The organism is Arthrobacter sp. MW3 TE3886 (assembly GCF_041262145.1).
Taxonomy (GTDB): domain Bacteria; phylum Actinomycetota; class Actinomycetes; order Actinomycetales; family Micrococcaceae; genus Arthrobacter.
The window spans coordinates 2,280,345-2,307,343 of the sequence record NZ_JBGCAN010000001.1; the positions used below are offsets into that span (position 1 = coordinate 2,280,345).

Annotated in this window: 24 protein-coding genes and 1 pseudogene; 14 read left to right on the forward strand and 11 right to left on the reverse strand. The window is 63.1% G+C overall.

The genetic code is table 11. The features are described from left to right. Positions 1-19: 19 nt before the first annotated feature. The 6 genes from ABH915_RS10320 to ABH915_RS10345 all read right to left on the reverse strand — a co-directional run bounded on the left by ABH915_RS10320 (position 20) and on the right by ABH915_RS10345 (position 7,193). Positions 20-1,498 carry an MFS transporter gene (locus ABH915_RS10320; protein WP_370120688.1) on the reverse strand — a complete coding sequence of 493 codons (1,479 nt, stop codon included), beginning with the start codon at positions 1,496-1,498 and terminating at the stop codon, positions 20-22. A 63-nt stretch (positions 1,499-1,561) separates the two neighbouring features. Further along, positions 1,562-2,380 (reverse strand): enoyl-CoA hydratase/isomerase family protein, encoded by an 819-nt coding sequence (locus ABH915_RS10325; protein ID WP_370120691.1) that lies wholly within the window; start codon positions 2,378-2,380, stop codon positions 1,562-1,564. Continuing rightward, entirely contained in the window at positions 2,377-4,008 is a 1,632-nt protein-coding gene (locus ABH915_RS10330) for an acyl CoA:acetate/3-ketoacid CoA transferase (RefSeq protein WP_370120693.1), read from the reverse strand. The genes ABH915_RS10325 and ABH915_RS10330 overlap by 4 nt, the downstream gene beginning before the upstream one ends. A gap of 110 nt (positions 4,009-4,118) precedes the next feature. After that, positions 4,119-5,168 carry a LacI family DNA-binding transcriptional regulator gene (locus tag ABH915_RS10335; protein ID WP_370120696.1) on the reverse strand — a complete coding sequence of 350 codons (1,050 nt, stop codon included), beginning with the start codon at positions 5,166-5,168 and terminating at the stop codon, positions 4,119-4,121. 136 nt (positions 5,169-5,304) lie between these two features. After that, complete coding sequence (locus ABH915_RS10340) at positions 5,305-6,348, reverse strand: LacI family DNA-binding transcriptional regulator (protein WP_370120698.1); 1,044 nt, start codon at positions 6,346-6,348, stop codon at positions 5,305-5,307. A 38-nt stretch (positions 6,349-6,386) separates the two neighbouring features. After that, positions 6,387-7,193 carry a sugar phosphate isomerase/epimerase family protein gene (locus tag ABH915_RS10345; protein WP_370120701.1) on the reverse strand — a complete coding sequence of 269 codons (807 nt, stop codon included), beginning with the start codon at positions 7,191-7,193 and terminating at the stop codon, positions 6,387-6,389. 401 nt (positions 7,194-7,594) lie between these two features. Between ABH915_RS10345 and ABH915_RS10350 the strand changes: the two genes are divergently transcribed. The 6 genes and pseudogenes from ABH915_RS10350 to ABH915_RS10375 form a co-directional block, all read left to right on the forward strand. Beyond that, a complete protein-coding gene (locus ABH915_RS10350; RefSeq protein ID WP_370120704.1) occupies positions 7,595-8,338 on the forward strand; it encodes an SDR family NAD(P)-dependent oxidoreductase in 744 nt (247 codons plus the stop codon). A 211-nt stretch (positions 8,339-8,549) separates the two neighbouring features. Beyond that, the gene (locus ABH915_RS10355) at positions 8,550-8,678 is read left to right on the forward strand and encodes a hypothetical protein (protein WP_370120707.1); all 129 of its coding nucleotides are present in this window, start codon (positions 8,550-8,552) and stop codon (positions 8,676-8,678) included. Positions 8,679-8,901: 223 nt separating this feature from the next. Beyond that, complete coding sequence (locus tag ABH915_RS10360) at positions 8,902-10,056, forward strand: dihydrodipicolinate synthase family protein (protein ID WP_370120710.1); 1,155 nt, start codon at positions 8,902-8,904, stop codon at positions 10,054-10,056. 79 nt (positions 10,057-10,135) lie between these two features. Next, complete coding sequence (locus ABH915_RS10365) at positions 10,136-11,344, forward strand: glycerate kinase (protein WP_370120713.1); 1,209 nt, start codon at positions 10,136-10,138, stop codon at positions 11,342-11,344. Continuing rightward, entirely contained in the window at positions 11,296-12,168 is an 873-nt protein-coding gene (locus ABH915_RS10370) for an aldo/keto reductase (protein ID WP_370120716.1), read from the forward strand. Before ABH915_RS10365 ends, ABH915_RS10370 begins: the two co-directional genes overlap by 49 nt. A gap of 290 nt (positions 12,169-12,458) precedes the next feature. Next, a pseudogene (locus ABH915_RS10375) lies at positions 12,459-12,665 on the forward strand (DUF5956 family protein); the annotation flags it as partial. Positions 12,666-13,762: 1,097 nt separating this feature from the next. Here ABH915_RS10375 and ABH915_RS10380 read toward each other — a convergent pair. Genes ABH915_RS10380 through ABH915_RS10400 form a run of 5 tightly spaced genes read right to left on the reverse strand, consistent with a single transcriptional unit; the run spans position 13,763 to position 18,022 of the window. After that, positions 13,763-14,053: a DUF2218 domain-containing protein gene (locus ABH915_RS10380; RefSeq protein ID WP_370120718.1), complete on the reverse strand. Its 291-nt coding sequence runs from the start codon at positions 14,051-14,053 to the stop codon at positions 13,763-13,765. 40 nt (positions 14,054-14,093) lie between these two features. Continuing rightward, the gene (gene ligK, locus ABH915_RS10385) at positions 14,094-14,777 is read right to left on the reverse strand and encodes a 4-carboxy-4-hydroxy-2-oxoadipate aldolase/oxaloacetate decarboxylase (protein ID WP_370120721.1); all 684 of its coding nucleotides are present in this window, start codon (positions 14,775-14,777) and stop codon (positions 14,094-14,096) included. A 30-nt stretch (positions 14,778-14,807) separates the two neighbouring features. Beyond that, the gene (locus tag ABH915_RS10390) at positions 14,808-15,833 is read right to left on the reverse strand and encodes an amidohydrolase family protein (protein WP_370120724.1); all 1,026 of its coding nucleotides are present in this window, start codon (positions 15,831-15,833) and stop codon (positions 14,808-14,810) included. Continuing rightward, on the reverse strand, positions 15,830-17,023 hold the full coding sequence (locus tag ABH915_RS10395; protein WP_370120727.1) for a 4-oxalomesaconate tautomerase: 1,194 nt from the start codon (positions 17,021-17,023) through the stop codon (positions 15,830-15,832). Before ABH915_RS10395 ends, ABH915_RS10390 begins: the two co-directional genes overlap by 4 nt. Before the next feature lie 36 nt (positions 17,024-17,059). Then, positions 17,060-18,022: a catechol 2,3-dioxygenase gene (locus tag ABH915_RS10400; RefSeq protein WP_370120730.1), complete on the reverse strand. Its 963-nt coding sequence runs from the start codon at positions 18,020-18,022 to the stop codon at positions 17,060-17,062. Between the two features lie 227 nt (positions 18,023-18,249). On the opposite strand from ABH915_RS10400, the gene ABH915_RS10405 reads away from it, so the two are divergent. The 8 genes from ABH915_RS10405 to ABH915_RS10440 all read left to right on the forward strand — a co-directional run bounded on the left by ABH915_RS10405 (position 18,250) and on the right by ABH915_RS10440 (position 26,934). After that, positions 18,250-19,215 carry an ABC transporter substrate-binding protein gene (locus ABH915_RS10405; protein ID WP_370120733.1) on the forward strand — a complete coding sequence of 322 codons (966 nt, stop codon included), beginning with the start codon at positions 18,250-18,252 and terminating at the stop codon, positions 19,213-19,215. Beyond that, a complete protein-coding gene (locus tag ABH915_RS10410; protein ID WP_370120736.1) occupies positions 19,212-20,087 on the forward strand; it encodes an ABC transporter permease in 876 nt (291 codons plus the stop codon). The genes ABH915_RS10405 and ABH915_RS10410 overlap by 4 nt, the downstream gene beginning before the upstream one ends. After that, positions 20,084-20,857, forward strand: coding sequence for an ABC transporter permease (locus ABH915_RS10415; RefSeq protein ID WP_370120739.1), 774 nt, complete (start codon positions 20,084-20,086; stop codon positions 20,855-20,857). The genes ABH915_RS10410 and ABH915_RS10415 overlap by 4 nt, the downstream gene beginning before the upstream one ends. An 82-nt stretch (positions 20,858-20,939) precedes the next feature. Further along, positions 20,940-21,731 (forward strand): ABC transporter ATP-binding protein, encoded by a 792-nt coding sequence (locus ABH915_RS10420; protein WP_370120742.1) that lies wholly within the window; start codon positions 20,940-20,942, stop codon positions 21,729-21,731. Positions 21,732-21,856: 125 nt separating this feature from the next. Then, positions 21,857-22,498, forward strand: coding sequence for a GntR family transcriptional regulator (locus ABH915_RS10425; RefSeq protein WP_370120745.1), 642 nt, complete (start codon positions 21,857-21,859; stop codon positions 22,496-22,498). A gap of 188 nt (positions 22,499-22,686) precedes the next feature. Further along, positions 22,687-24,042, forward strand: a complete 1,356-nt coding sequence (locus tag ABH915_RS10430; RefSeq protein WP_370120748.1) for an MFS transporter — start codon at positions 22,687-22,689, stop codon at positions 24,040-24,042. A gap of 265 nt (positions 24,043-24,307) precedes the next feature. Next, entirely contained in the window at positions 24,308-25,489 is a 1,182-nt protein-coding gene (locus tag ABH915_RS10435; protein ID WP_370120751.1) for a DUF3500 domain-containing protein, read from the forward strand. Further along, entirely contained in the window at positions 25,489-26,934 is a 1,446-nt protein-coding gene (locus tag ABH915_RS10440) for a HupE/UreJ family protein (RefSeq protein WP_370120753.1), read from the forward strand. Before ABH915_RS10435 ends, ABH915_RS10440 begins: the two co-directional genes overlap by 1 nt. Positions 26,935-26,999: the final 65 nt, after the last annotated feature.

Genomic DNA, 26,999 nt, shown 5'->3' on the forward strand with positions numbered 1-26,999 from the left:
GCTTGAGCCGCCCGGTTTCCTACACGGCCGACCGTGCCGTTGTGTAGTCGGCTTTGTGGTGGCCTTCCACCGTTGCAGGGTCGTCGACAGCATCTTTGATGCTGTCCAGGTCGCGGCCGATGGTTTCGGGAGTGAAGAAGGTCGCAACGATGGTGATGACGGTGAGCAGTGCGAGGTAAGAGGCGATCGGAATCCATGAGCCCTGCCCGGCTCCGGGGACCTTCGCCCCGCCGTCTGCGGTGACGACCAGGGAAATGATCCATGCGCCGATCAAGGGGGCGATACCGCCTGAGAGGACTGCGGAGATCTCGCGGGCAACAGAGACGCCGAGGTAGCGCTGACGTGCGCTGAAGAGTTCTGACATGAAGGCGCTCTGAGATCCGAACATGCCCCACGTGCCGATTCCGAGACCGAGGGAAATGACGATGATGGTCGAGACCGTGTCTCCGAGGCTCAGGACAAACCAGATGGGGAATGCGGCGATGAGCTGAAAGATCGCGAAGCCGCGGTATGTCTTGACGCGTCCAAAGTGATCGGAGAGCTTGCCGGCGATCGGGACGACGATGGCGCCGAGAGAGGCGGCGAACACCAGCGACAAAGCTCCGATGGGTCCCGTCACGCCGACAGCTGCGCTGGTGATGTAGGCAACGGCGAGGGCCTGGTAAATGGAAGATGACCCGTTCTCTGCCATCCGCAGCCCAATGCCGCGCCAGATTGTCCTGCGGGAATTCTTGAAGAGTGTCCGGACTGGCTTGTCTGCGATCATGTGGTGTGCTGCGAGCTTCTTGAAGGTCGGAGATTCTTTGAGCTTGAGCCGGATGAAGATAGCCACAATAAGAATGATGATGCTGGCCAGGAAGGGCACCCGCCAGAGCCAGGTCTCCGTGATCTTTGTCGTTTGGTTGGCGTTGACCAGCAGGAAATACACCAGCGCTGCCACTACGGTTCCGAGCTGAACTCCCATGAAGGGCAGGGCGGCCCAGAATCCTCGTTCCCTGCGGGGCGCGTATTCAGTCATCAGGATCGATGCCCCGGCCATTTCGGCTCCCGCACCGAGTCCCTGGAGGAGACGGAGGATGATGAGGAGGATCGGTGCGAAGATGCCAGCGCCGGTATGGAACCAGTCGCCTGCGGCGCCGTTGTACGTCGGGAGGAAGCCGATCAGCGTGCTGGCGCCGCCCATCAGGCTGATCGTGGTGACCAGAACAAATTTCCGGCCGAGCCTGTCACCGAGCCGGCCAAAGATCACGCCTCCGAGGGGGCGGATGGCGAATCCCAGGAAGTAGGTCCCGAAGCTGAGGATCAGTCCGGTGCTCGGATTGCTTCCGGGGAAAAAGAGCGGGCCGAAGATCAGCGCCGAGGCAAGGCCGTAGAGCGCAAAGTCGTAGTACTCCAGGGCGCTGCCGAGGGAACTTGCCCAGGCCGCCCTGCGCAGGTCACCGCGGGTCACCTGTTCGGGGTTTCCCGGGGCGTCCTTAACGTCACTGTTAATTGACATTTTTCATTACCTATCGTGAGTGGCAAGGGATCTTGCCGAGTCGAACAGTTGATGGTCGGGCTTCTAGCGGCCGGTGAAAACGGCCGGTTTTTTCTCTTGGAAGCTGCTCATTCCGGTTCGGAAATCGGCAGTAGCGGTGGTGAATCCGCTGGCGATCGCTTCCAGGAGTGCCGAATCGGCTCCCTGGGAGGCTGCATGAATGAGCTGCTTCGCGGTTTGCTGCGCTATCGGCGCTCCCCTAAGGAGGTCACCGACCAGGGCGTGCACCGATTCCTCCAGCGAGTCTGCATCGGCCGTCTCGGTCACCAGCCCCCACGCCAGCGCGGTGTCTGACGTGATTCGACGACCGGTCAGGATGAGGTGCTTGGCACGTCCTTCGCCGACCAGTTTCGTGAGGCGTTCCGTTCCTCCCCATCCGGGGATGGTGCCGATGCCTACTTCGGGGAGTCCAAAACTCGCCGAAGGCCCGGCAACCCGGAAGTCGCAGGCGAGAGCCAGTTCCAGGCCACCACCAAGAGCGGGCCCGTCGATGACAGCTATTGTGGGCTGGCTGAGGTTGGCCAGCTGCCGGTAAATCCGGTGGCCTTCCTTGATCCAGGTCTTCCACATTTGAACGGGAGTGAAGGCGGAAAACTGCGCGATGTCGGCGCCGACGCAGAATGCTCTGTCGCCTGTGGTTCGAAGGACGAGCACTCTGGCGTCGGATTCCTCGATTTCCTTGAGGGAGGCCTCGAGCATTGCCAGCAGCTCAAGGCTGAGGGCGTTGAGTTTATGTGGCCGGTCAAGGGTTAGCGTCGCCACTCCGTCGGCGTTCAGGTTGAAGTGCACGGTTCCCGGACCCAGGTCGTTCTTCAAGCCGGTCATGGATTCGACAGGTTTCATCGGTTCCCCGTGTTCTGCAGGTGTTCAAGACGCGAATGTGGGGCTACCTGGGGGAGTTTGAGGCCCATGGGTTCAGCGACGAAAAGGGCTGCGTCCATGGTGGTCAGGGCGCCGCTGACCAGCAGTGGGAAGTCCGATTTGGCCAGGACGTCCCTTTCCAGGTCCACCCCGGGTGCGATCTCCGTGACGGTCAGCCCCTCGGGGCGTAGCTCCAGCACGGCGCGTTCGGTGATGTATTTGACCCTTCTGCCGTTGTCGAGTGCCCGTTGTCCGGAGAAGGTGATGGCGTCGACGCTTTGGACAAACTTGGTGTGGGGGCCGTCCTGCCGTATGTTCAGCTGTCCGTCCTCAATGACGATGTCCTTTCGGCCAGCGGTGAATGCGCCGACGAAGACGATGTCGGACGCTGCAGAGGTGATGTCCGCGAATCCGCCCACTCCGGCCGTGACGTGGCGCCGTTTGGGCAGGCTGTGGACGTTGACGTTTCCCCGCCGGTCGATTTCCAGGAAGGACAGGAACGTTCGGTGGAACCCTCCTCCCTGGAGAAGGGTGAACTGGTCAATGCTCGGCATGACGGCATCAGGGTTTTGTGACACTCCGAAGACGAAGTCCAGGAGCGGAACGCCTCCCACGGCTCCCTGTTCGATGACCCAGCTGACTTCCTGTGGAAGGTTCTCTTCCAGCAGGACGTGGGGGACGAGGGCGGCGACGCCGAACCCGAGATTGACGGTCTCCCCGCTCTGCAGTTCGAGGCTGGCCCTTCTGGCCATGACTTTCTCCAGTGAGAAGGGCACCGCGGGCAGCGTGCTCAGCGACCTACGTTGTTGTCCTGAGATGGCCGGGTCGTAAGGCGTTTGAGTGGTCTGCCACTGTTCGGGTGCGTGGACGAGAGCATCTACCAGGATTCCAGGCACGCGGACGTCCCGGGGGTTCAGGGTACGGCCTTCGGCGATCCGTTTAACCTGGGCGATGACGATGCCGCCGTTGTTGTGAGCGGCATAGGCGAGATCCAGGGCGCCGAGCATCGATGCTTCCTCTTCGAAGGTCAAGTTGCCGAACTCGTCCGCCGTCGTTGCACGGATGATTGCCACGTTGGGAGCAATGGCCTCGAAGAAGAGCCATTCCTCGCCTTTGCGCTCGGTCAACTCGACGATGGCCGGCGGGGTTGCGGCATTCATCCGTCCGGCCTGGTTGCGCGGATCAATGAAGGTCCCGAGGCCTACTTTGCTTGTAACGCCGGGCTGCCCTGCGGCGGCGGCCCGGTGCATCTGATAAATGATGCCCGAGGGGAGGTTGTAGGCCTCGATCTCATCCTTTTCGATCATTTGCCAGATGAGCGGCGGTTCTGAACTGGAGGGCCCGGAGGGAAGGGACCCGGCGATAACACGGCGCAGGAGTCCAGGCTTGGCCAGATGGTCGATGCCTTTGATTCCCCACATGTCTCCTGCGGCGATTGGGTGGATGGTCGTCAGGGCGCGGGGGCTCGCTGTTTCGCTAAAGCGAGTCCCGATGCCTTCAAGCACGGCGTCGGGGCAGCCCAGACCAGAGGACGAGTTGACGGATATGACGTCATCGTCGTTGATCAGGTCCGCTGCCTGTCGCGGTGTCAGAATGGGTTTCTTGTTCATGTTCCTTGCTTCTTTCGGACGCGACAACATAAGGCACCCGGGTCGGGGTGGCCTGGTTGTGGTGCTGTGAGGCCGAGCGGGGTCGGCGGTCGGGCAGTTAGTGCGCGGTGTTAGCTCGAGGTGTTCCGGGGACGCCACGACGCTGTCGAGGCCCGGATCCGTAGTTCCGGCGTGATAAGGATGTGCGGAGGGTGTTGTTTCGTGTCCCGCTCTGAGGGCTTGGGTTCAGCAATTCTTTGCAGTAGGAGTTCGGCGCACTTTTCCCCGATCGCCGCGGGAAACGTCGCCACCGTTGTCAGCGGCGGGACCTGATGCGCAGCCCCGGGAATGTCATCGAAACCTGCCACTGCTACGTCTCTGCCGGGTTCGAGGCCTCTGGCGCTGAGTTCGGCATAGACACCCACAGCGGTCACATCGCTGAAGGCCACTATGGCATCGGGAAGGGTTCCCCTATCCAGCAGTGCCGCGGTCGCCTGCGCGCCGCCCAGCGCGGTAGTGGGACTTGAGTACCGCTCGGGAGGCGTGAACCGGACAGCGGATTCCGCCAGGCCAGCGCTCAGGCCTTCCGCCCGTTCCAGGCTCGCAGAAGTGCCCACGGGCCCGCCGATCATCGCCACAGTCTTTGTGCCAAGAGCGCCAAGGTGGCGGCCCAGCAGCTCCCCGGCCAGTCGGTTGTCTGCGCCGACGTAGTCATGCCGGAGTCCGAAATGTCGGGCCAGCAGGACGAGCGGCGTGCGGCTGCCTTCCAGCAGCTGGTCAATGTTGGCTGCTTCCGTCGCGGCGGCGGGGAGGAGGACCAGTCCGTCGATGCCTCTTTCCAGGAGTCTGGCGATCAGCACATCCTGCCGACTGACATCATCGCGGCTGTAGCAGACGAACAGGGCGTAGCCGTGGGCGTAAGCTACATCCTCCAACGTCATTGCGAGCTCCGCGAAGTAAGGATTCCGGACCTCAGTGACGACAAGTCCCAGCGCCATGGACTTCTGATTGCGCAGGGACGCTGCCCGCCGGTTGTACACGTAACCGAGCTCCGCCATCGAGGCGCGGACCCGTTCCTTAGTAGCTTCAGGAATTTCCGGGCTGTTGTTGAGAACCAGCGATGCGGTTGAACGAGAGACGCCCGCGTGAAGGCTTACGTCTGCAAGTGTTGCTCGTGCCATTGCTGCCTCTCCTCTCAAGTCCGCTGTGACCTGAGTTACCAATAATGATGTTACACACCTTTACTGGACCGATCCAGTAAAAAGCGGAAAAATTCTTCTTTTACCCTCGCCAGGGGTTGAAGCAGCCTTTAAACGCCTACTGGATCGATACTTTAGAGACGGCAGCAGCGGCGGTCGAATCTCTCACCACAAGCTCCGCTACGGCGTACTGGACCTCGGTTGTGGCAGAACCGGAGAGCCTCTGGGATAACAAGGACCAGGCGAGATCGCCCAGCTCCTGCGTCGGGCTGTGCACCGTGGTGAGATGAGGCTGGATGTGGCGTGCGAGGGGGATGTCATCAAAACCGGTAACCGACATCTGCCCGGGAACATCGATGCCCAGATCGCGCAGCCGGGAGAGGGCTCCGAGGGCGCCAAGGTCGTTAAAGGCAACAATGGCAGTGGGTTTGGCCTCCAGCGCGCGGTCGGTGGCCTCATAGGAGGATTCGATGGTTCCCTCGGCCTGTACCCGAACTGCCTCCAGCCCCATGTGCCGGGCGAGCTGGATGCCTTTCCAGCGTTCCTGGTCCTGCCAGGAAAGTTCGGAGCCAGACAGGTAGACGATCTTCTTGTGCCCCAGGCCTAGAAGGTGCCCGCACAGCTGCATGGTGGCGGCCACATTGTCGACCGCGGCGACAGGAAGCTCCACTCCCTGCTCCACGCGGTTGACCAGCACGGTCGGCGTATCGGTCCGGGCCAATTGCCTGAGCCCTGCGGCTTCGATCCGGGAGGAGAGCAGTACGAGTCCGTCGACCTGGGGCCTCAGTTCAAGCGCAGTTGCAAGCTCACGGTCGGGATCGCCATAGGAGCTGGCGAGCAGTACGCGATAGCCATCGTCGGATGCCCCTCTGGTGATCTGATCAACCACGTGAAAAAAGTAGGGGTTCGTCATGTCCGGCATGATGATCCCAATGTTGCGCAATGAGCCGATGGACAGGCCGCGGGCAGCAGCATTGGGCTGGTAACCAAGAGTCTTAACGGCGCGCCTGACCCGTTCCTCCAGATCGGGATTGACCGATCCTGTTTGCGAGAGGACCCGGGACACGGTAGCTGTCGACACGCCGGCTTCCCTCGCCACCATTTTAATGGTCACTCCGGTCTTAGGGCCCTGCCGCTTCCGTTGACGCACGCTTTCTACCATGCTGACTCCTCAACCCTCTGCGCCATCAAATGGGGCCTCTATATTCCAGCAAATCCGCTGAGGGCAGCTCGGGTCGCATTCTCTAGCGATTCCGACCACCAGCGGTCGCTTAGGACCTCAATTTCAATGAGTCCCTCGTAACCGGCGCCGTCGGCTTGGGACACGAAGTCCTTAAGGTCAATGACGCCTTCGCCGGGCATGCCGCGGCTGCTCAATTGGCCAGTGATGGGTGTGACCCAGTCGCAAACCTGCACCGAGAACAACTTCTTGCCGGCCCGCTGAATCTGCGCTGCCATGGATACGTCCCACCATACGTGATACGCGTCCAAGGCAATTCCGAGGTTTGGCGCACCGATGCGCTCGACGACGTCATTCGCCTCGGTGAGCGAGGTGATGGCTGATCTGTCGGCAATCATCATCGGGTGCATCGGCTCGATCGCCAGTCGCACACCTGCGTCGGCAGCGTACGGGGCAAGCCCACGCAGCCCGCTTTCAATCTGCTCGCGAGCAGCCGCCAGGTCCTTCGTGGTGGACGCTCCGCAGACCATGACCAGGCATTCGGCGTCCAGTTCATGTGCTTCGTCGACGGCACGGCGGTTGTCCGCGGCGATCGCAGCCCGTTCAGAAGCCGAGCGCGCCGGAAACATGCCTCCCCGGCAAACGCTGGTGACCCGGAGTCCGGCACTGCGGATCTGTTTAGCGGCTGAAACAACTCCCGCTCCGGAATAAACGTCGCGCCACAAGGCCACTCCGGGCACGCTATGGCTGACGGCGACATCGATAAGCTCCTGCAGGCGAGCTGCGCGGAGCGTAATTGAATTGATGCTGCAGCGATCAAGGTTCATTGCACCGATTCCTATGGATTGTGGATACGTAATCAGGCGAAGCCCGGCATCCGCGCCTCCGTGGCCGGGACGGCTGATGTCCTGGCTCCGGGCCAAGGCCGAAGGGCCACGCCCTCCACCCACAGCACAAACCCTTCGTTTCGCAGGGCCACTGGCGACCGCCCGCCTTTCGGGTTCCCCGAATTGCCGGATCCCTGTTCGGTTCAGAATTCATCCACCGGGATGTAACCGGTTTCTGAGTAAAAATACTGGCCTTCGCTTCGGGGCATCTTTAGAGCCTATTATGCGGAAGGCGCCACGAGCAAGACCCTTGTAACCGGTTACTTTCTGTGGTGTCATGGGTGGATGACAGGCTGTCGGCCCGTGCTGACCCACTCCCCAGACACAGAAATGGACCAACCGTGAGCTCCCAGCAGGATGAATTTTCAGGCCGCACAGTCGTCGTTACGGGAGCTTCCGGCGGCATAGGATCGGTCATCGCCCAGGCTTTTCGCGAGCTAACAGCCGATGTGCTTCTTATCGATGCTGATCCCCGTGTGCAGGAGACTGCAGAATGCATGGGGGCCCGGTGGATGGTGGGGGACCTGAGGCAGCCTGAGGTCGCGCGGGAGGCGATCAATACGGCCGCTGAAGAGTCCGGGCGCCTGGATGTTTTGGTAAATGCGGCAGGTGTCCAATTGCGCAAGGACGCCATTGATGTCGACGAAGACGAGTGGCAGCGCCTTCTGGATATCAATCTCTCCGCCGTCTATCGCCTCATGCGCGCAGCGGCCGACCCGCTGTCCCGTGTGCAGGGGTCGATAATCAACATCACGTCGATGGCTGCTGAGCGGGTTCTCCCGCGGATTGTCCCGTACGGAGCGACGAAGGCGGCCCTGGTTCAGCTGAGCCGGGGGTTGGCGGTCGAGCTCGGCCCGCAGGGTGTGCGGGTCAATGCAGTTGCTCCCGGCTACATCACTACGCCAATGACGCAGGACAACCTGGCCAAACCGGAAGTCCTGGGACCCATCATGACGAGGCTGCCTCTCCAACGGCTGGGAACCCCGGCGGATGTCGCCGAAGTAGTTCTCTTCCTCGCTTCCGACGCCGCCCGCTACGTCACCGGCGCCGTCGTCCCTGTGGATGGCGGCTACTCGCTGACCTAGCTCGCCGCGGGCCTCCCGATCGTGCCGCCCGCGCCATCGGGACCGCGGAGGGGCGCCAATGATCTGGAGGAAAAATGAAATCGGACAGCCGCGACGTGGTCATCGACCACCCCGGGTCCCGGAACCAATGACGCGCACCTGGCCCGCCAGAATGTGCTGGATCCAGTTTGTTCCCGGCGAACACGTTGACGTATGGCGCGGATCCAGGTGGATGACTCGCTCAAGAGTCGATGACCTCGCGGGAGACGGCACCGTCGTATGGCTCGTGGATGTAGCCACCTGGTGCCGAACACCGCATCTGTGCACCGACGGCCTCACGCTGACACCCTGCCCGGCCTGACCCGCCCTCCGCCAGGAACAGGCTACCTCGAGCCGGCCTGGCGACCACAACCCCTGGCAGAGACGCGGAGACGCGGGATACCGACTGCCCTACCGCACGGGGCCGGCCATGCTGCCGCCCATTTACCTACTAATGTTTGGAGTGATGAAGTGACGAGGAAGTTTCTTGTACCGCGGAGCGCTGAGGATGCGCTCATCACAGCACGATTCCTGGGATGTGAACTGTGAGCAGCGCGCTTTTCGTTGGCAAAAACGGCCTGATCCGCCACGAGCTTCGGGAGGCACCCGCCTACACGAAGCCCTCGGCCCCGCTGCAAAGCCGGACGGCGTATGCCGCAGCTCATGTCGTGCCGAAGCAGTTGGGAGACAACGTTCCCGGGGCCCCGGCCGATATCGACTGGGACACTACTCTGCAGTACCGGCACCACCTGTGGTCCTGGGGGTTGGGAGTCGCCGATGCCATGGACACCGCGCAGCGGAACATGGGCCTTGATCCTGTAGCAACGCGAGAATTGATCAAGCGGAGCGCGGCGGAGGCACGCAGCGTCAATGGCGCACTTGTGGTCGGCGTAAACACCGACCACATCGAGGACGAGGTCATCAGCCTCGATGCCGTCGTCGATGCCTACACCAGTCAGCTGCACTTTGCCGAAGAACAGGGGGCCGGGGTCGTGCTGATGGCCAGCCGGCATCTGGCTCGAGCGGCCGCCGATGCCGATGACTACCGCCGCGTCTATTCGAAAGTTCTGTCCCGGGCCTCCCGCCCCGTCATACTGCACTGGCTGGGCGCCGCCTTCGACCCCCTTCTGGATGCCTACTTCGGGTCCAAGCACTTCCAGGAAGCGGCAACCACGGCCCTTGACATCGTCGCCGACAACGCAGGCGTGGTCTCGGGCATCAAGATGAGCCTGCTCGACGCCCGCAAGGAAATCCATGTCCGTGAACTCCTGCCAGCCACGGCGACCATGTTTACCGGCGATGATTTCAATTACGTTGACCTGATCGCCGGTGACGCCAACGGCCATTCCGACGCCTTGCTCGGCGCCTTCGCAGCACTTGGTCCGTCCGCATCGGCTGCCCTGCAGGCACTGGATGCCGGAGATCCCGATTCTTACCGCCGGATCCTGGGGCCGACGGAAGAACTGTCCCGGAAGATCTTTGAGTCTCCGACGTACCACTACAAAACCGGCGTGGCTTTCCTGAGCTGGCTTAATGGCCACCAGGCAGCGTTCAGCATGATCGGGGGACTGCACGCAGCCCGCAGTCTGCCCCACCTGTCCGAGCTCGTTCGTCTTGCTGACGCCGCCGGTGCATTGGAGCAGCCGCAGCTGGCGGCAGAGCGGTGGAACAGCCTGCTGTCACTCAACGGCATCAACTAGCCACACGGTCGTGGCGATTCACTCCGTCGCCACCCGAAGGTGACCCTTTCTTTCCCGGACAATCCCGATAGGACTCCTCGTGCGTGTACTGATCGCTACGGATAAATTCAAGCACTCCCTTGACTCGGACGAGGTCGCGTGGCATCTCACCAGCGGCCTTTTGGCCGGGCGACCAGACCTGACGGTGGATTCCATTGCGATTGCCGACGGGGGAGAGGGCACCGTCGGTGCGGCAGTCGCGGCGGGATTCACTGCCCACGCCGTCACCGTTAGTGGGCCGACGGGTGTGCCAGTGAACGCGACCATAGCCGTCCGTGGCCACGAGGCGGTCATTGAGGTCGCCGCGGCGTCGGGTTTGGCGTCCCTTCCCGACGGGGTACCCGACGCGCTGGGAGCGACCAGCTTGGGAACCGGGCAACTGATTCGGGCGGCACTTAGCCACGGCAGCACACTCATCTACATCGGGGCCGGCGGCAGCGCATGCACCGATGGGGGAGCAGGACTCCTCGCCGGTCTAGGAGCGACATTTCTGGACGCCCGGGGCCAGTCACTGGCCCCGGGCGGAGGTGCGCTGGCGGATCTGGCGGCTGTCGATCTGCGGGGCCTGGACCCAAGACTAAGGAAGGCGCGGTTCGTCCTTGCCAGCGACGTGGACAACCCGCTGCTCGGGAAACAAGGTGCCGCCGCCGTTTTCGGGCCCCAAAAAGGAGCCACCCCCAGCGATGTGGAATTCCTCGACCGCGCATTGACCCGGCTGGTCACTGTCCTCGAGGAGGAAATTGGCGCGCGGGCAGCCGTCGCAGCAAAACAGGCGGGTGCCGGCGCAGCCGGTGGTATCGGGTACGCGGCCATGGCTGTTCTGGCCGCCCGCGTCGAGCCCGGCATCGACGTTGTGGGCCGGATGATTGACCTGGATTGCCGTATCCGTGGCGCGGCCCTCGTGATCACCGGAGAGGGAAGCCTGGACGACCAGAGCCTGGGTGGAAAGGCACCGCTGGGCATCAGCCAGGCGGCCGCCAAGGCCGGTGTCCCAGTTATCGCTGTCTGCGGACGGACCACTCTCCCTGACCGGACACTCAGAGCAGCCGGGTTCATCCGAACGTTTGCGCTGGCAGATATCGAACCCGATCTCGCCCGATGCATGTCCAACGCAGGCGCGCTCCTTGAAACCATAGGCGCGACAGTCGCCGCAGAAATGCTGCCCCTTGATCCGCGAGAGGACCGGCGGGACGGATTCGAGTGCGCGCCCTCGTCGACGTGGCGTTCGACCACCGGAGGGAGGGCATGACACCGTCTCCAACAGTCGAACTCGCCAACGGCGTTCAGATGCCTCTGCTAGGTCTGGGCACCTGGCCAATGGACAACGAGGCCACAGCCTCTGCCGTCAAGACTGCCGTCTACAGCGGATACCGGCTCTTCGACACCGCCGAGAGCTATGGCAATGAAGCCGGCGTCGGTGACGGCCTGCGTGTAAGCGGCGTGCGTCGGGAAGATGTGTTCATTACATCGAAGTTCAACAAGAATTGGCACAGCCGCTTGGGCGTGAGGGAGGCATTCGAGGCCAGCGCCGACAGGCTGGGAGTAGACTACATCGACCTCTACCTGATCCATTGGCCAGACCCCGGTCAGGACCGCTACGTCGAAGCCTTCGAAGGACTCGAGGCGCTGTTGCGGGAGGGCAAAGTCCGTTCGATCGGCACGTCCAACTTCAAGGCCGCCCACTTGCAGCGGCTCTTTGATGAGGGAATGACGCCGCACGTCAACCAGATCGAACTGAATCCGGAGCGCGTCTGCGGCGACGCCAGGAGGCTGCATCAGGCGCACTCCATCGTCACAGGCGCCTACAGCCCCCTCGGCCGAGGCGGACCGTTCCTCAGCCACCCCGCCGTTGTCGCCGCTGCCACCAAATATGGAAAAACCCCAAGCCAGGTCGTCCTTAGATGGCACACCCAACAGGACATAGCTGTGACTCCGAAGTCCTCGAACCAGCAACGGCAGTCAGAAAACCTCGACATATTCGACTTCGAACTGACGCCCGAAGAAATCCGCCGAATCAATGCCCTCGACACTGGAGGACACGCCCGCCAGGATGCGGACGAATACGCACACTGATGCCGGCCCGCCAACGAGTTCCAGCCGAACCGGGAATGTCCGCGTTCAAGATTGCAGACGAATTGTGGAAAATTAGACACTCCCGGTGGAAACAGGGGCAGGAAGGTTCGCCCGAAATCTCGCGCCCCGCTTGACGTAATACCCGCTACCAGCTTCCGCCGGCGGCAGGGGGAGCGGCGTCCTGTCATTGTGGAGCCAGCGCCACGCGCACCGCCAATAAAGAGTAACCACGTGAGTGACGTACCAGAAGCCGACCTCGGCATCCGGGGCGGAGTTGCCCGGGAACGGCTTGGTGGGCGCTCCTGAGGCGGGCGGCCGGCAAGGAGAACCTGCGCCGTCATCTGTGCTCGGATGAAGGCAGGACCGTCACCGGCTACACCGGGCACGCTGGTGTTCAGCAGCCGTTCACTGCGGACCGGCATGGAGCCGATGACGACATTGACCTTTACCTCCTGGATGCCAACCTTCCGCCGCGGCCCAGGGGTACTTCTGGATGATCGGGGTTCCGGACGGCATGCGTCACCCGAGGCCTTCCTGGTCGACGTTGACACCGCAATCATTCGAGCGGCAGGCTCCGTCACGCACCCCAGGCAGCTGCGGCCGATATCCACTGCCGATCTCCGTGACTTCTGCGCCAAGGGCAGTTGACCAAAATCGACCCCGGGGGAATGGATTAGCAGAACAGCGAGGTTGGAGCGGACTTTCGGCTTTCGGATCGATCAGCCGGGGCCCTTGGAGTGACGTGAAAACCGGCTCGATCGGGCCAGCTAGCTCAAGCCAAGCTCCAGAACAGGCCCTTCATGGCCCAAGGCCCTCTCCAGGCGCCAGGTTGTCATAATCTTCCGGTCAACCTGTCCCACGTCCCATCCGTGCAGGAATCTGCGACTGTTGGGCGCTGATTGTCCAGAAACGCTATAACTCAGTTATGCTTTGCAACTCTGCTGCTCAAGGTAGTCCTCTCCTGTTGACATGGAGGTTAGCCGCGGCGGGGGCGTATACCGACGCTACAGTTGTCCGCCCAAGCCAAGAACGCCTGGACCGGTTACCGGTGGCGGGTCCCATGCCGCGGAGTTTATGGGCTCAGCAGTGGTGGGTTCGAGCAAGGTTTTGTAGCCGTCGACGCAATGAAACATGCGGCGGCTAGCGGATCCGTCCTGCACGAGCCATATCAGGGAGCCGTCGGCGGCTACTGCGTCGACGGTTCCGGAGACCGGGGCAGCGCTGCTTTGCGTGCTGAGCAAGAGGACGCTGTCACCTTCGATGAGTTCGCGCCAATCCGCTACAACGGGACGACGGTAGCCGTGGTGCGGGAGGTGAGAGGAAGCGCTGTGTGGCGTGTCCATATAAGGAAGCTTAGGCAAGGAGCGTCCTTTCCGTCGGTAGTGAGCTGAAGTTCGCACGCAGTGGGTTCAAGCTGAGGGATAACCAGCGGGGCGCTATCTCTCCCAGTGAAGATTACGAGGCAAGCGAAAAGGAGGCAGTTTGGGGGGAGCGCCGGTGCACCCCCCCCGTGTTGCTAGCTAGGCTCCCAAGCTGGATATTGCACAGATTCCGGTACTTGCGTGAGCTAGGCGGGAAAGACTTCTTCGGGCGTTTAGCGGATCCATTCGACCTTCAGGCCTTCGCGTGCAGCGAACCGCTCAAGGTGACGGGCAAGGACGTCTTCAACGCGTGACAGGGATTCGGCATCGGGGGCTGTCGCTCTCAGGAGCAGTGCGCCATCTTTGGTGCCCACGAAACCCTGGCCTCCTCCGACGGACAGCACATCGCCCCCGGCTGTGTTTTCTACAGGATTCCTCCGGCCGAGGTGAGACACAAGTTGCTTGGCCCAGCGCTCCGGGCGGTCGGTGTCGATAGAGGCCCAGGAGGAGAGGATGGCTGTCATTTTCCCTCAGTGTCAGATGTTGGATATGGGGGTTCGGCTGTCAGTCGACGTACCGCAGGCCGGCGGCTTCCAGGGGCTGGCGCATGGAGTAGATGTCGAGGCCGAGTTCGCCCGCTGCGAACCGCTGGCGCTTGGATTCTTCGTTGTCTTCCCGTTTGCGGGCGGCCTCGGCGACGTCGGCGGCGAGTGCGGCGGGAACAACCACGACGCCGTCGACGTCGGCGACAACGACGTCGCCCGGGTTGACCAGGGCGTTGGCGCACACTACGGGGATGTTGACCGAGCCTAGCGTGGCTTTGACGGTGCCCTTTGAGTTGATCACGCGGCTGAATACCGGGAAGTCCATTTCCTGCAGGACCGCCACGTCCCGGCATCCGCCGTCGATCACCAGGCCGGCCGCGCCGCGTGCCTGGAGGGACGTGGCGAGCAGGTCGCCGAAGAAGCCGTCCTCGCTTTCGGTGGTGCAGGCGGCCACCAGCACGTCGCCGGGCTGGATCTGCTCGGCGGCGACGTGCATCATCCAGTTATCCCCTGGCTGCAGCAGCACTGTCACGGCCGTGCCGCACAGTTTCGCGCCGGGGTAGACGGGCCGGATGTAGGGGCGCATCAGGCCCAGCCGCCCCATGGCTTCGTGGATAGTGCTCACGCCGAAGGCCGAGAGGGCTTTGACGTCGGCTTCGGCTGCGCGGGTGATGGTGCGGTGGACAACTCCGAGTTCCTGCATGTTCTTGGCTCCTTGTTGAGGTCGGCTGCGTCAGCGGCCCTGCTGCTTGAGCAGGGCGTTGAGGCGGGGGTAGACGGTGCGGGCGTTGTGTTCGTGGATGGCTTCAAGGTCTGGTGCGGCGAGCCCGGCGGCCTCGATGTACCGCGCGGTGTCGTCGAAGTTGTGGCCCGTACAGGGGTCGATGTCCCGGACGGCGCCGATCATTTCGGAGGCGAACAGGATGTTCCGGGTCGGGATGACGTCCAGCAGCAAGTCGATGCCGGGCTGGTGATAGACGCAGGTGTCGAAGAAGACATTGCCCAGCAGGTGGTCCTCCAGGGCGGGCTTCTTCATAGCCATGGCCAGGCCGCGGAAGCGCCCCCAGTGGTAGGGCACGGCGCCGCCGCCGTGCGGGATGACCAGCTTCAGGGTGGGGAAGTCGGCGAACAGGTCGCCCTGGATCAGCTGCATGAACGCGGTGGTGTCCGCGTTCAGGTAGTGGGCTCCGGTGGTGTGGAACGCCGGGTTGATGCTGGTGCTGACGTGCACCATGGCCGGGATGTCGTACTCGACCATCTTTTCGTAAATGGGGTACCAGGACCGGTCGGTGACGGGCGGTGCGGTCCAGTGGCCCCCGGAGGGGTCGGGGTTCAGGTTCAGCGCCACAGCCCCGTATTCCTCAACGCAACGGATGAGCTCGGGAAGGCAGGTGGCCGGGTCCACGCCGGGGGACTGCGGAAGCATCGCTGCCGGCACGAAACGCTCGGGGTAGAGCTGGCTGACCCGATAGCAGAGTTCGTTGCAGATGGCAGCCCACTCCGCGGAGGTTTCGAAGCCGCCGATGTGGTGGGCCATGAAGGACGCCCGAGGGGAGAAAACCGTGAGATCGATGCCGCGCTCGTCCATGAGGCGCAGCTGGTTCGGCTCGATGCTTTCCCTCAGCTCCTCGTCGGAAATTTTCAGCTCCTCCGCCCGCGGCGCGTGTGAGGGGTCCCTGAGGCCAGCGATTTGGCGGTCACGCCATTCGCCGAGGGCCGATGGGGCCGTCGTGTAGTGGCCGTGGATGTCGATGATCACAGGTCTTGCTCCTTGGAGGATAAGGCGGGCGGTGTCCACAGATGGGCCGGGACCATGACGTCCCCGGCCATGATGAGCCGGGCTGTCCGGAGCAGGCCGGACTTTGCCACGCCGCCGGGACGGGCAGGGTCCAGGCCGAGTTGGACGCTGAACTCGCCGCTGGGATGCTCCACGGACACGATGGCAGACCCGACACCTTGCACTTCGGCAATCTCGTGGGCAACGGTGCCCTTGATGACGCAGGCGGTAGCGGCGGTCACTGCAGCAAGCACGCCGATCGATTCGTGGCACACGTGCGGGATAAAGCTGCGGGTGTTGATCGTCCCGCCGCGGGCCGGGGGGGAGACCAGTGTCATCTTGGGGTAATTCTTGGCGGTGACGTCGCCTAGGCCCATCAGTGTGCCGCAACTAAGCCGCAGCGCTTCGAGGCGTTCCTTGAGTTCCCCGTCCTCGTTAAGCGCGCCTACCGACTCCTGACCGGTGCGGTGCAGGTGGGCGGCGTTGACGATGATCAGGGGCATCCCGTTGTCGATGCAAGTGACTTCCACCGTGCCGAGACCGTTAATCTCCACCGTGTCCCTGGCGTTTCCGGTGGGCAGCAGCGAGCCGCAGACCGAGCCGGCCGTGTCCAGGAAGTTGATCGTGATGGCGGCCGCGGTGCCCGGGACGCCGTCAATACTGGCGTTCCCGCTGTATTCGACGTGCCGGCCGAACTCTCCGGCCGGCGTCGGAACCGAAATCTCGGCCACCATGCCGGTGTTCAGGGTGAGGACCCGCGCCGTGGTGACGTCGCTGTTAGGAGCCAGCAGACCTGACTCGATGGCGAACGGTACCACGGCGGCAAGCATGTTGCCGCAGTTGGGGGTGGTGTCCACCTGGTCGCTGTCCGGCTGCAGCTGCGCAAACTGGAACTCCAGGTCCACACCCCGCAGCTCGCTGGCCGACACAATTCCGGCCTTGCTGGTCAGCGGATGGGCGCCGCCCATGCCGTCGATCTGCCGCGGATCCGGCGAGCCCATGGCCGCCAGGAGAATGGAATCGCGGGCGGCCGGGTCGCGCGGAAGATCGTCGGCGCGGAAGAACGGTCCCTTGGACGTGCCGCCACGCATGAACCAGCACGGTACGGCGAGTTGGCTGCCGGCCCGGCGCGGACCGGCAGCCGGTGCCTGCGGACTCAGTGCGAGGGACACATCTTCTCCTTGGTTTTGCAGGTCAGATACTGCTGGTCAGTGGGCGGGGACGGCGACCGGCGGCGTGCCGTGTGTGTGGAACGTTTCGATGGTCTTCATGCCCCAGGCCTGGCCCTTGGCCCGGTCCGCCTCGGTCCACTCGACCGTCTTCCAGTCCGGAGCCAGGATCATGCGGGCGCCCGAGTTGCAGAGTTCGATGCGGTTTCCGCCCGGCTCGTAGACGTACAGGAAGAACGTCTGCTGGATCGCGTGCTTGTGTGGGCCAGACTCGATGTGGATGCCGTTCTCCAGGAAGATGTCCGCGGCCTTCAGGATGTCCTCGCGGGTATCGGTGGCGAATGCGATGTGGTGGAGGCGGCCGTTGCTGCCGGTCCAGTCCTCGCTGTAGACCAGGTCGTAGGACTTGTTGGTGAAGGTGAACCACTGGGCGCCGAGCTTGCCGCTGTTCAGGCGGATCTGCTCGGTGGCGCGGCCACCTAGAGTCTCCGCCGTGAAGTTGCCGTTCAGTGCGACGTCAGCGGCCAGGAAGTTCACGTGGTCCAGCCGGCGGGCATTAACCCCGACGCCGGGGAAACGGTCGGCCTGGTTCTTCAACGCCGGCCGGGACTCGTCTGAGGGGACGTGCCACTCCGACTCGAAATAGATATCCATCGGGTGCCCGTCCGGGTCGGTGAACGCGTAGGTGGGGCCCAGCCCGGGGCCGCCGTCGTGCCAGCCGATGCCGTGTCCGCTTGCCTCGATGGCCGCGACGCGGCGCTGCAGGGCGGCTTCGCTGGAGGCGCGCAGTGCCACCTTGCCAACGCCCGAGGTCGGGCTGGCCGTCAGCTTGATGGTGTGGTGCTCGTAGTCGTCCCAGGCGTGCAAATACGCCGAATCGCCGTCCCGGCTTACTTCGCGCATGGCGAGCAGTTCAGTGAAGAACCACAGGCTCTTCTCGAACTCCGGGGTGAGCAGTTCGACGTGGCCCAGGTGCGCTACGTCGTGGAAGGCGTCGTTCATCGTCACTGTCCTTTGTCATCGGGGAGGGCGTCCGCCGAACGACGCCGTTGTATCGAGTGAACCAGCCCCAGGGCAATATTGTCAACAATTTAGCAAACAAAAAAGTGGGAGAAAGGCGGATTTCGAAGGTGAGAAATATTACTCATCAAATTGTTGACAATATTGAAGACCGACCGTAGCTTGATCCTGTCGTCGTGACACGCACCACATCTACCTAGAGGATTGACATGAAGTCATACAACGCCGTATTGGCCGTAGCTGCCCTCCTTCTAACCGCGGGCTGTTCCTCGGCGCCCCTGTCCCAGGGGCAGGCGCCCGCCGTTGCCGGTGGCGGGCAAAAGATTCAAGTCGGTGTCATTCCCATCGTGGACGTGGCGCCCATCTACCTGGGCAAAGCGCAGGGATTCTTCGAGGAACAAGGACTGTCCCTCGACCTGGTTCCCGCGCAGGGCGGTGCGGCCATCGTCCCCGCCGTCACCAGCGGAACCATGGACTTCGGATTCAGCAACATTTCCTCAATGCTGCTGGCCAAGTCCAAGGGGCTGGACGTCAAGGTGGTGGCCTCCGGCGCCAGCTCCACGGGAGAGAACGGCAAGGATTTCGGTGGCATCCTGGTGGCAAAGGACAGCCAGATAAGTTCCGCCGCGGACCTGGCAGGGAAGACCGTGGCCGTCAACACGCTGAACAACATCAATGACACTACGGTCCGCGCCTCCGTCCGCAAGTCCGGCGGTGATCCGTCCGCCATCAAGTTCGTGGAGCTTGCCTTCCCCGATATGCAGGCAGCCCTGGAAAGGCACCAGGTTGACGCGATCCAGGTTGTAGAACCGTTCCTCACCACCGGAGCGGGTGCAGGCGCCAAACTGCTGGCCTCCAACTACGTTGACACGGCAGCCGGGCTCACCGTGGGAGCCTACTTCACCACCGCTGCCACCGCTGCCAGCAATCCGGACCTCGTCAAGAAATTCACCGCAGCAATGGAGAAGTCCCTGAAGTACGCGCACGACAACCCCGACGCCGTCCGCAAGATTCTGCCGACTTACACCAAAATTGACGCGGCAACGGCCGACAAGCTCACTCTCCCCGGTTTTTCCACGGAAATTAACCGGGCATCCGTAGAAGAGCTGGTCGCTCTCTCCAAGGGTGACGGACTGCTGACCGGAGACGTGAAACTGGATGAGCTGCTCCCATGACCCACAGCTCCATGAGGCTCGACCAGGGATCCGCTGGACCGGCCGGCGCCACCTCGGCCGCACCCGCACCCGCCGGTGCACGCCAGCGGTCCGGACGGAAGTGGCCCGGAACGCAGCTGCTGGCCGTCGCGGGCATCCTCGGATTCCTCCTGACCTGGGAGATGATACCGCGGCTGGGACTCGTGGACGCCCGCTTCCTGCCGCCGGCATCGGAGGTCATCGCTGCCCTAGCCGTCGATCTCCAGCTGCTCGGCTTCTGGGCGGCCGCGGGAGAGACCCTGCTGGCGTGGTGTCTGGGGCTGGCGTCGGCCGTCGTCTTGGCGGTATTGGCTGGCTTTGTTGTGGGATCCTCGCAGCTCCTGCGCCGGTTCACCAATTCAACCGTCGAGTTTCTCCGCCCCATCCCCTCTGTTGCCCTGATTCCTTTGGCCGTTCTGCTATTCGGTGTGAAGATCCAGTCGTCGTTAATGCTGATCGTCTACGCATCGTTCTGGCAGGTCTTCATCCAAGTCCTTTACGGCGTGGCCGACGTGGATAACGTTGCCATGCAGACTGCCCGCAGTTACGGCCTGGGAACTGCCGCCCGTGTGCGCCATGTGGTCTTCCCGACGGCGCTGCCGTACCTCATGACTGGTGTCCGGTTGGCCGCTTCCGTGGCACTGATCCTGGCCATTACCGCGGAGCTGATCATCGGATCCCCGGGGCTGGGACGGGAAATTGCGCTGGCCCAATCAGGCGGAGCAACATCCGGGATGTACGCATTGATCCTTGCCACCGGGCTGATCGGCGTGCTTATCAACCTGCTCATGAGGTTCATTGAGCGCAAAACCCTGTCGTGGCACTCTTCCATCCGCTCCGAGGTGATCGTTTGAGAATCGCAAAAGGCGTTCTGTATTCCCTGGGTCTGCCGGCGTTGCTCGTGCTTTTCTGGTGGACATCCACCCTGGGCGCCAGGAGCTTCTTCGTCCCCACACCGGGCACATTGGTCTCCACATTCGCAGCAACCTGGTTTGGCGAACGGATGCTTTCGGATGTAGTACCCAGTCTCCTGCGGCTCGTCGTCGGTGTCGCGGCAGCCATCATCCTTGGCATTCTGGCCGGACTCCTGATCGGTTCAGTTAAGTGGCTTCGCGCCCTGACCGAACCGGTGCTGGAATTCTTCCGGGCCGTTCCGCCGCCGGTGCTGGTACCGGTTTTGATGCTGTTGATGGGCATCTCCGATTCCATGAAGGTGGTGGTCATCATTTCGGGCTGCATTTGGCCGGTGCTTCTGAACACCATTGAGGGGGTGCGGGCCGTTGACGGCGTACTGTCCGATTCCGCCCAAACCTACGGCATCAACGGCTGGGCCAGGGTGCGGTACCTGGTCCTGCCTTCGGCGGGGCCGCAGATCCTGGCCGGAGTCAGGCAGTGCCTCTCGATCGGCCTCATCCTGATGGTCATCTCCGAGATGTTCGCGTCATCCTCCGGGCTGGGCTTCACCATTGTCCAGTTCCAGCGTTCCTTCGCCGTTCCGGAAATGTGGTCAGGCATCGTGATTCTGGGCCTGATCGGCGTCGCCATGTCCTTCATCTTCCAATTCACCGAGCGCCGCATCCTGCGCTGGTACCACGGCCTGCGAGAGGTAGAAAATGCAGCCTAAAATCAATGAAAAAATCCGCCCTGGCGGTATTCCCGGCGCTGAAGCATCCGGTGTCGGTCGGGTCTTGGCCGAGGAGAGCGCGATGCTTTCCGTCCGAAGCCTCAAGAAGGTATACCAGACCGACGGCGGCCCAGTGGAAGCGGTCCGCAACCTCACCTTCGACCTCCGGGCGGGAGAACTGGCATGCCTTGTGGGCCCTTCTGGATCCGGCAAAACAACCCTGCTGAAGTGCATTTCGGGACTGATGGCCCCCACTGAGGGGGAAGTCCTGCTCGACGGGGCCAAAGTCACCAGCCCGCCAAAGAAAATGGCGGTGGTGTTCCAGGAATACGGCCGCTCGCTTTTCCCGTGGATGCGGGTCCGCGAGAACGTCGAGCTTCCGCTGAAGAACCAGGGCATGGCCAAGGCTGAGCGGGACCGGTTGGTGGACGAGGCGCTGGAGGCGGTGGGTCTGTCCCACGTCCCTATGTCCTACCCCTGGCAGCTATCAGGCGGCATGCAACAGCGCGTGGCCATCGCCCGGGCCGTTGCGTACCAGCCAGAGGTGCTGCTCATGGACGAGCCCTTTGCCGCCGTCGATGCCCAGACCCGGGCCGACTTGGAGGACCTCATCCGCACTGTCTGGAAGAAGCTGGGCGTCACCGTCCTGTTTGTCACGCACGACATCGACGAGTCGGTCTATCTGGGCGAAAGGGTGATCATCCTATCCAGTTCCCCCACAGTCGTGCAGGAGGATCTGATTATCGACCTCCCGGAAGAGCGGGACCAGCTCAATACACGGGCCATGCCCCGCTTTACCGAGTTGCGCCACCACGTCTATGAGCAGATCCAACTGGCCAAGGCCGGTCACCGGCCCGCTGCCGCGTCTCACTAAGCTGCGACCCGGCCGGATTGCAGGAGTGCGCGCCACTATGTGGAGTACTCTGAAGAGAAAAATTGTTAGCAATGTCGGTGACTTCGGCCGGCTGGGAGGCATGTAGCGTGGAAACCCTGGACGGAGTGTCTGCCCGCTCTCTGACGGCGTCGGAGCTGGCGGACGTGCTGCGCAACGCCATCGTCAGCGGAGACCTGGTACCCAACCAGAGGCTGGTGGAGGCCGATCTTGCCGCCGAGTATGGTGCCAGCCGCGGGAACATCCGCGTGGCCCTGTCCGAGCTCAGCGTTGAAGGCCTCGTGGAACGCGTGCAAAACCGCGGAGCCAGAGTGCGGGCTGTCTCTGTCGAGGAGGCAGTGGAAATCACCGAGGTCCGGGCGGCGCTGGAAGCACTATGTGCGAGGAAAGCGGCCGAACGTATCACCGACAGTGAGATCGGCGAGCTGCAGCAACTCGCCGAGCGCATGAAAGACGCTGTGGACCGGGGGGACCGGGAGTCCTACTCGGAGTGCAACCAGATGCTCCATGCCAGGATCATCGCCATCAGCGCCCAGCGGACGGCAGCGGCAACAATTCAGCGGCTGCGGGGCCAGGCGGTCCGGTTCCAGTTCCGGCTGGCGCGCCAGCCGGGCCGGCCGGCCGTCTCTTTGCCGCAGCATTTGGCCATCATCAACGCCGTCTGCGCCCACGACCCGGACGCAGCTGCCGAGGCCATGCGGGCCCACCTCGAAAGCGTCGCGGACGTCATCCGCTCCACCAACGCCTGAACCCGCAGCTTCTTCGGAGGCCGTTTCTGCCGCACCATGGTGCCGGCGGAGGCGGCCTCCTTTTAGTCGTGCAGCGTTCAAGCCTTCCACGTATTGTTAACAATATGTTTGACGTGATTGTTGCCACTGTGTAGCGTGAGATGCAGCCTATGGCTTACCAAACACCTGACTTCGAAAGGGCAGCGACGATGCTTCCTGAATCTCTTACCAGCCGCGCACCATCGCCCGCCAAGGTAGCCACCATAGTGGTAGCCCTCTGCTGGCTACTCGTCTTCTTCGATGGCCTGGACCTGTTCGTCTACGGCGCTGTCCTGCCGGACATGCTGGCAGACCCCACCCTCGGCCTGACTCCTGCAACCGCAGGTGACGTCGGCAGTGTGGCTACCTTCGGCATGCTGCTGGGCGCACTCTCCGCCGGCATCGCGACAGACCGGATTGGCCGCAAGCGAGTGCTCCTGCTCTGCTGCATCCTCTTCTCGGTTGCGTCCGGGCTTTGCGCCATCGCGCCGGATATCACCACTTTCGGTGCGGCCCGGCTCGTTGCAGGCCTCGGCCTGGGCGGTTTGCTTCCCACGGCAATCGCCCTGGTGGCTGAGTATGCGCCTGCGGGACGTCGCAACCTCCTGATCGGCGCACTGATGACCGCGCACCACGCCGGCGGAATCGCCGCCTCCACCATCGGAATCTGGCTCCTGGAGGATTTCGGATGGCGCACAGTGTTCCTTATTGGTGTGATTCCGCTCTTTATCGCCGTGCCGCTGGTGGCGCGTTTCGTGCCGGAATCTCTGGCATTCCTTGTGGCTAAAGGCCGTTCTGCGGCCGCTGAACATCTTTGCCGGCGCTACGGGCTCACCCTTCCGGCTCCGGAGGAATCCGGCAACGACGCACCCCGCAAGACCGCCCTGGCCCAGCTCTTCGGCCGTGACCGCTGGCGGGTCACCACACTGTTCTGGCTGACGTCCTTCGCCGGGCTGCTCCTGGTCTACGGGATCAGCACCTGGCTGCCCTCACTGATGCGTTCAGAAGGCTACAACCTGGGCTCAGCACTGGCCTTCCTGCTCGTGATCAACGGCGGCGGCATCGTGGGCATGTTCGTGGCCGGCAGGATCGCGGACCGGTTCGGACCCGTGCGGGTAGCTACCATCTGGTTCGCCCTGACGGCAGCCACTGTGTACTCACTCGGCGCGCACCTTCCGCTCGCTGCCACCTACCTCCTGGTGTTCGCCGCAGGAGTCTTCCTCTTCAGTGCGCAGACCATGGTGTACGCCGCCGTCGCCGACGTCTACCCCACCTCCAGCCGGGCCACGGCCATCGGCTGGACCACCGGCATCGGCCGCTTCGGGGCGGTCTTCGGCCCCTGGATGGGCGGCCAGTTGTTTGCCGGCGGCAACCAGGGTTGGGGTTTCGGCATCTTCGCCCTGGCTGCCGTTGTCGCCACCGTGACACTGCTGGTGCTGAAACTGGTGCTCGCGCGTTCTGCGTCGGTGACGATGGCCAAAGACGAGGATGGCGCTGTGGGGGAGCAGTCCCTCGTACTCCGCTAGTGGTCTCCCCGCCTTCGTTTTGGGCGTAGCCGCTCGACAGCGTGGGGTTTCTGCGACTTCCTGCCCGCGAACGCAATGGTGGACTTGGCCATTGCGTTCGCGAGCGGACATCTTCTATCTCTACTCATATGCAGGAATTCTGACCTAAGATGCTGCGCTGTCGATGAGGTCACCCGGGCACGCCGGCGCCGGTCGCCTTTGCCTTCATATGGGAATCACAGGGATGACATATATCCCGGACAGCGCGCCTACTTAGCTTTGGGGCATGTTCTCAACGACTTCAAGCTCAGCCTCCCCTTCCCTCTCCCGACGATCGCTGCTCGGCGGCATCCCTGCCGCGGCGTTATTCGCGCTGACAGCATGTTCATCCAATGCGGCCACGGATTCGGCTTCCGCAACCAGCTCGGCGGCCACCGAGGCTACAGCAAGTTCGGTGACCGCCGCGGTCACTTCCGCATCAGCTTCCGCAACGGTTGCTAAACTCGCACAGGCATTCCAGGCGACCTTGAGCAGCGAACGGCAGTCCCAGCTGCTCCAGGACTACAGCCTGACGAACGCGAAGCTTTGGTCGAACCTGCCGCAGGCCCTTCTGGCCGGCGGTATGGGCGGCGGCCCGGGCGGCGGTGGCGGCACCGGACCCAGGATCGGCCTGAACCTTGCTGACCTCGACGCCACCCAGCTCGCCGCGTTCAACGCTTTGCTCACCGCAGCGACCGGCAGTGCCAGCGGACTCGGGTACGAGGAAATCCAGCAACATCTCAACGCGGACGACTACCTCGCCGCGAACGGCGGCGGAAGCGACTATGGCCGAACGGGCTACTACATTGCCTTCCTCGGAACTCCGGCCGATTCGGGAACGTGGGAATTTCAGTTCGGCGGCCACCACCTCGCGGTTGCGAACACGTACATTGACGGCTCTCTGGCTGGGGCGACCCCGTCGTTCCGTGGCATTGAACCGAACGGTTCCTTCGAGCAGAACGGTGCCACTAACCAGCCGATGGCAGTGAAGGAAGCCGCGTTCGCAGCGCTCCTGACCGGTCTCAGCTCGGATCAGCTCGCCGCGGCTCAGCTCAGAAACGTGTATAGCGACCTCGTCCTCGGCCCCGGCCAGGACTGGGCCTTCCCAAGCGCCCGTGAGGGCGTCCAGATATCCGCCCTTTCGGCCGATCAGAAGAAGCTGGCCCTCGCGGCGATCGCCGGCTACGTCAACGACATCGCGGACGATGACGCCGCGGAGATCCTCAAGCGCTACGAAAGGGAGCTCGACGACACTTACGTCGCGTATTCAGGCACGCCAACGCTCACGGAGCAGAACGACTACGTCCGCATCGACGGGCCGTCCGTGTGGATCGAGTTCTCCATGCAGCGGGGAATTGTGCTCTCCGGCAACCACCCGCACTCCGTCTGGCGCGATCGCACCACGGATTACGGGGGAACCAAGAGCTGATGCAGCTCACGTCCACGCGTCCCTCAGCCGGCAAGCCTCGAACGGCGGTCTTCCTCCGGTCCTTGAGTGCAGCGCTCCTCATCATGATTGGGACGCTTGCCTTCGGGGCCGCCCCCGCATCGGCGCACGTCCTCCCGACGTCGAGCGTCCAACTCGACGTGAGGGAGGACGCCATTGACGCGACCGCCACGATTCCGCTGGATGACGTCGAAGCCGCGAGTGGAATCGATCTGGGGGATGAGTCCGCAGAAACGGTAGCCGAGCACTCCGACGAGATCTCCGCGTACCTTCGGGCGCACTTTGCTCCGATGAGTGACTCCGGGGAGGCATGGACGGTCACGATCGGTGGGCTCACGGTGGCGGAGACAGGTAACACCTCCACCACCGGGATGTACCGGGAACTCGAAGCCACGTTCTCTCTCACTCCACCGGCCGGGAGCGGAACACGTTCGTTTGACCTCGGCTATGACGTCGTGGTGGACCGCGTGGTGACCCATGTCGTCTTAGTGAGCGTCACGTCGGACTGGGCGGCCGGAGTGGTGGACAATGCTTACGAGGTGGGAACAATCCGGCTCGACACCCCATCCGGGACGGTCCCGCCGCTCCACATCAACCTCGGCGAAGGAAGCGATCTCAGGGGTTTCGTGAGCATGTTCGTTCTCGGTGTCCAGCACATACAGGAGGGAACAGACCACCAACTCTTTCTGCTCACTCTCCTGGTGCCGGCTCCACTCATCGCCTCGGCCCGGCGCTGGGTCGGACCCGCGCAGGTGAAGACGACTGTCCGCCGTATTGCAGGCATTACCCTCGCGTTCACCCTCGGGCACTCGGCGACTCTGGCTCTTGGAGCACTTGGTCTTCCCGTACCCGCAGGCCTCGTCGAAGCGCTCATCGCGGTCAGCATCCTCATCGCCGCGGTCCATGCCATCAAGCCCGTCTTCCCGGGAAAGGAGATCCTCGTCGCGGGCTTTTTTGGCCTGATCCACGGGCTCGCGTTCTCGGAGACGCTCCGGGAACTCGACCTCACCGGCATCCGCCTCGGCCTGTCGCTCGTTGGCTTCAACCTGGGTATAGAAGCGATGCAGCTTGCAGTGGTTGCCCTCGTCCTTCCGCCCCTCATCCTGCTCGCACGCACAGCATGCTACCGGTCACTGCGGATAGCGGCGGCGTCGGCCGCGGCGGTCGCCGCGACCGGGTGGCTCGCTGCGCGGCTCGGGTTCCCCAACCCGATTGCGGATGCCGCCGACAGCATCGGCGCGCTTTCACTCCCGGTCGTCGCCCTGTTGTGGTCCGTAGCCCTCACCATCCTTGCCCGCCGCGCAGCCAGGATCGCGCCCTGCATACGAGCCCGCAATGATGGCGAGCAACCCGATTTGGCCAGTCCAGTCAAAAACGGGCTGACAAGCCAAGGGTTGGGTCAGGCGGCAACGACGGGTACTGGCTAGAGCCGCATGGTAGGGCCGACTGGCCGTCCGAAGCAGTTCTGGCCCACGACTTCAGATCATCCGGT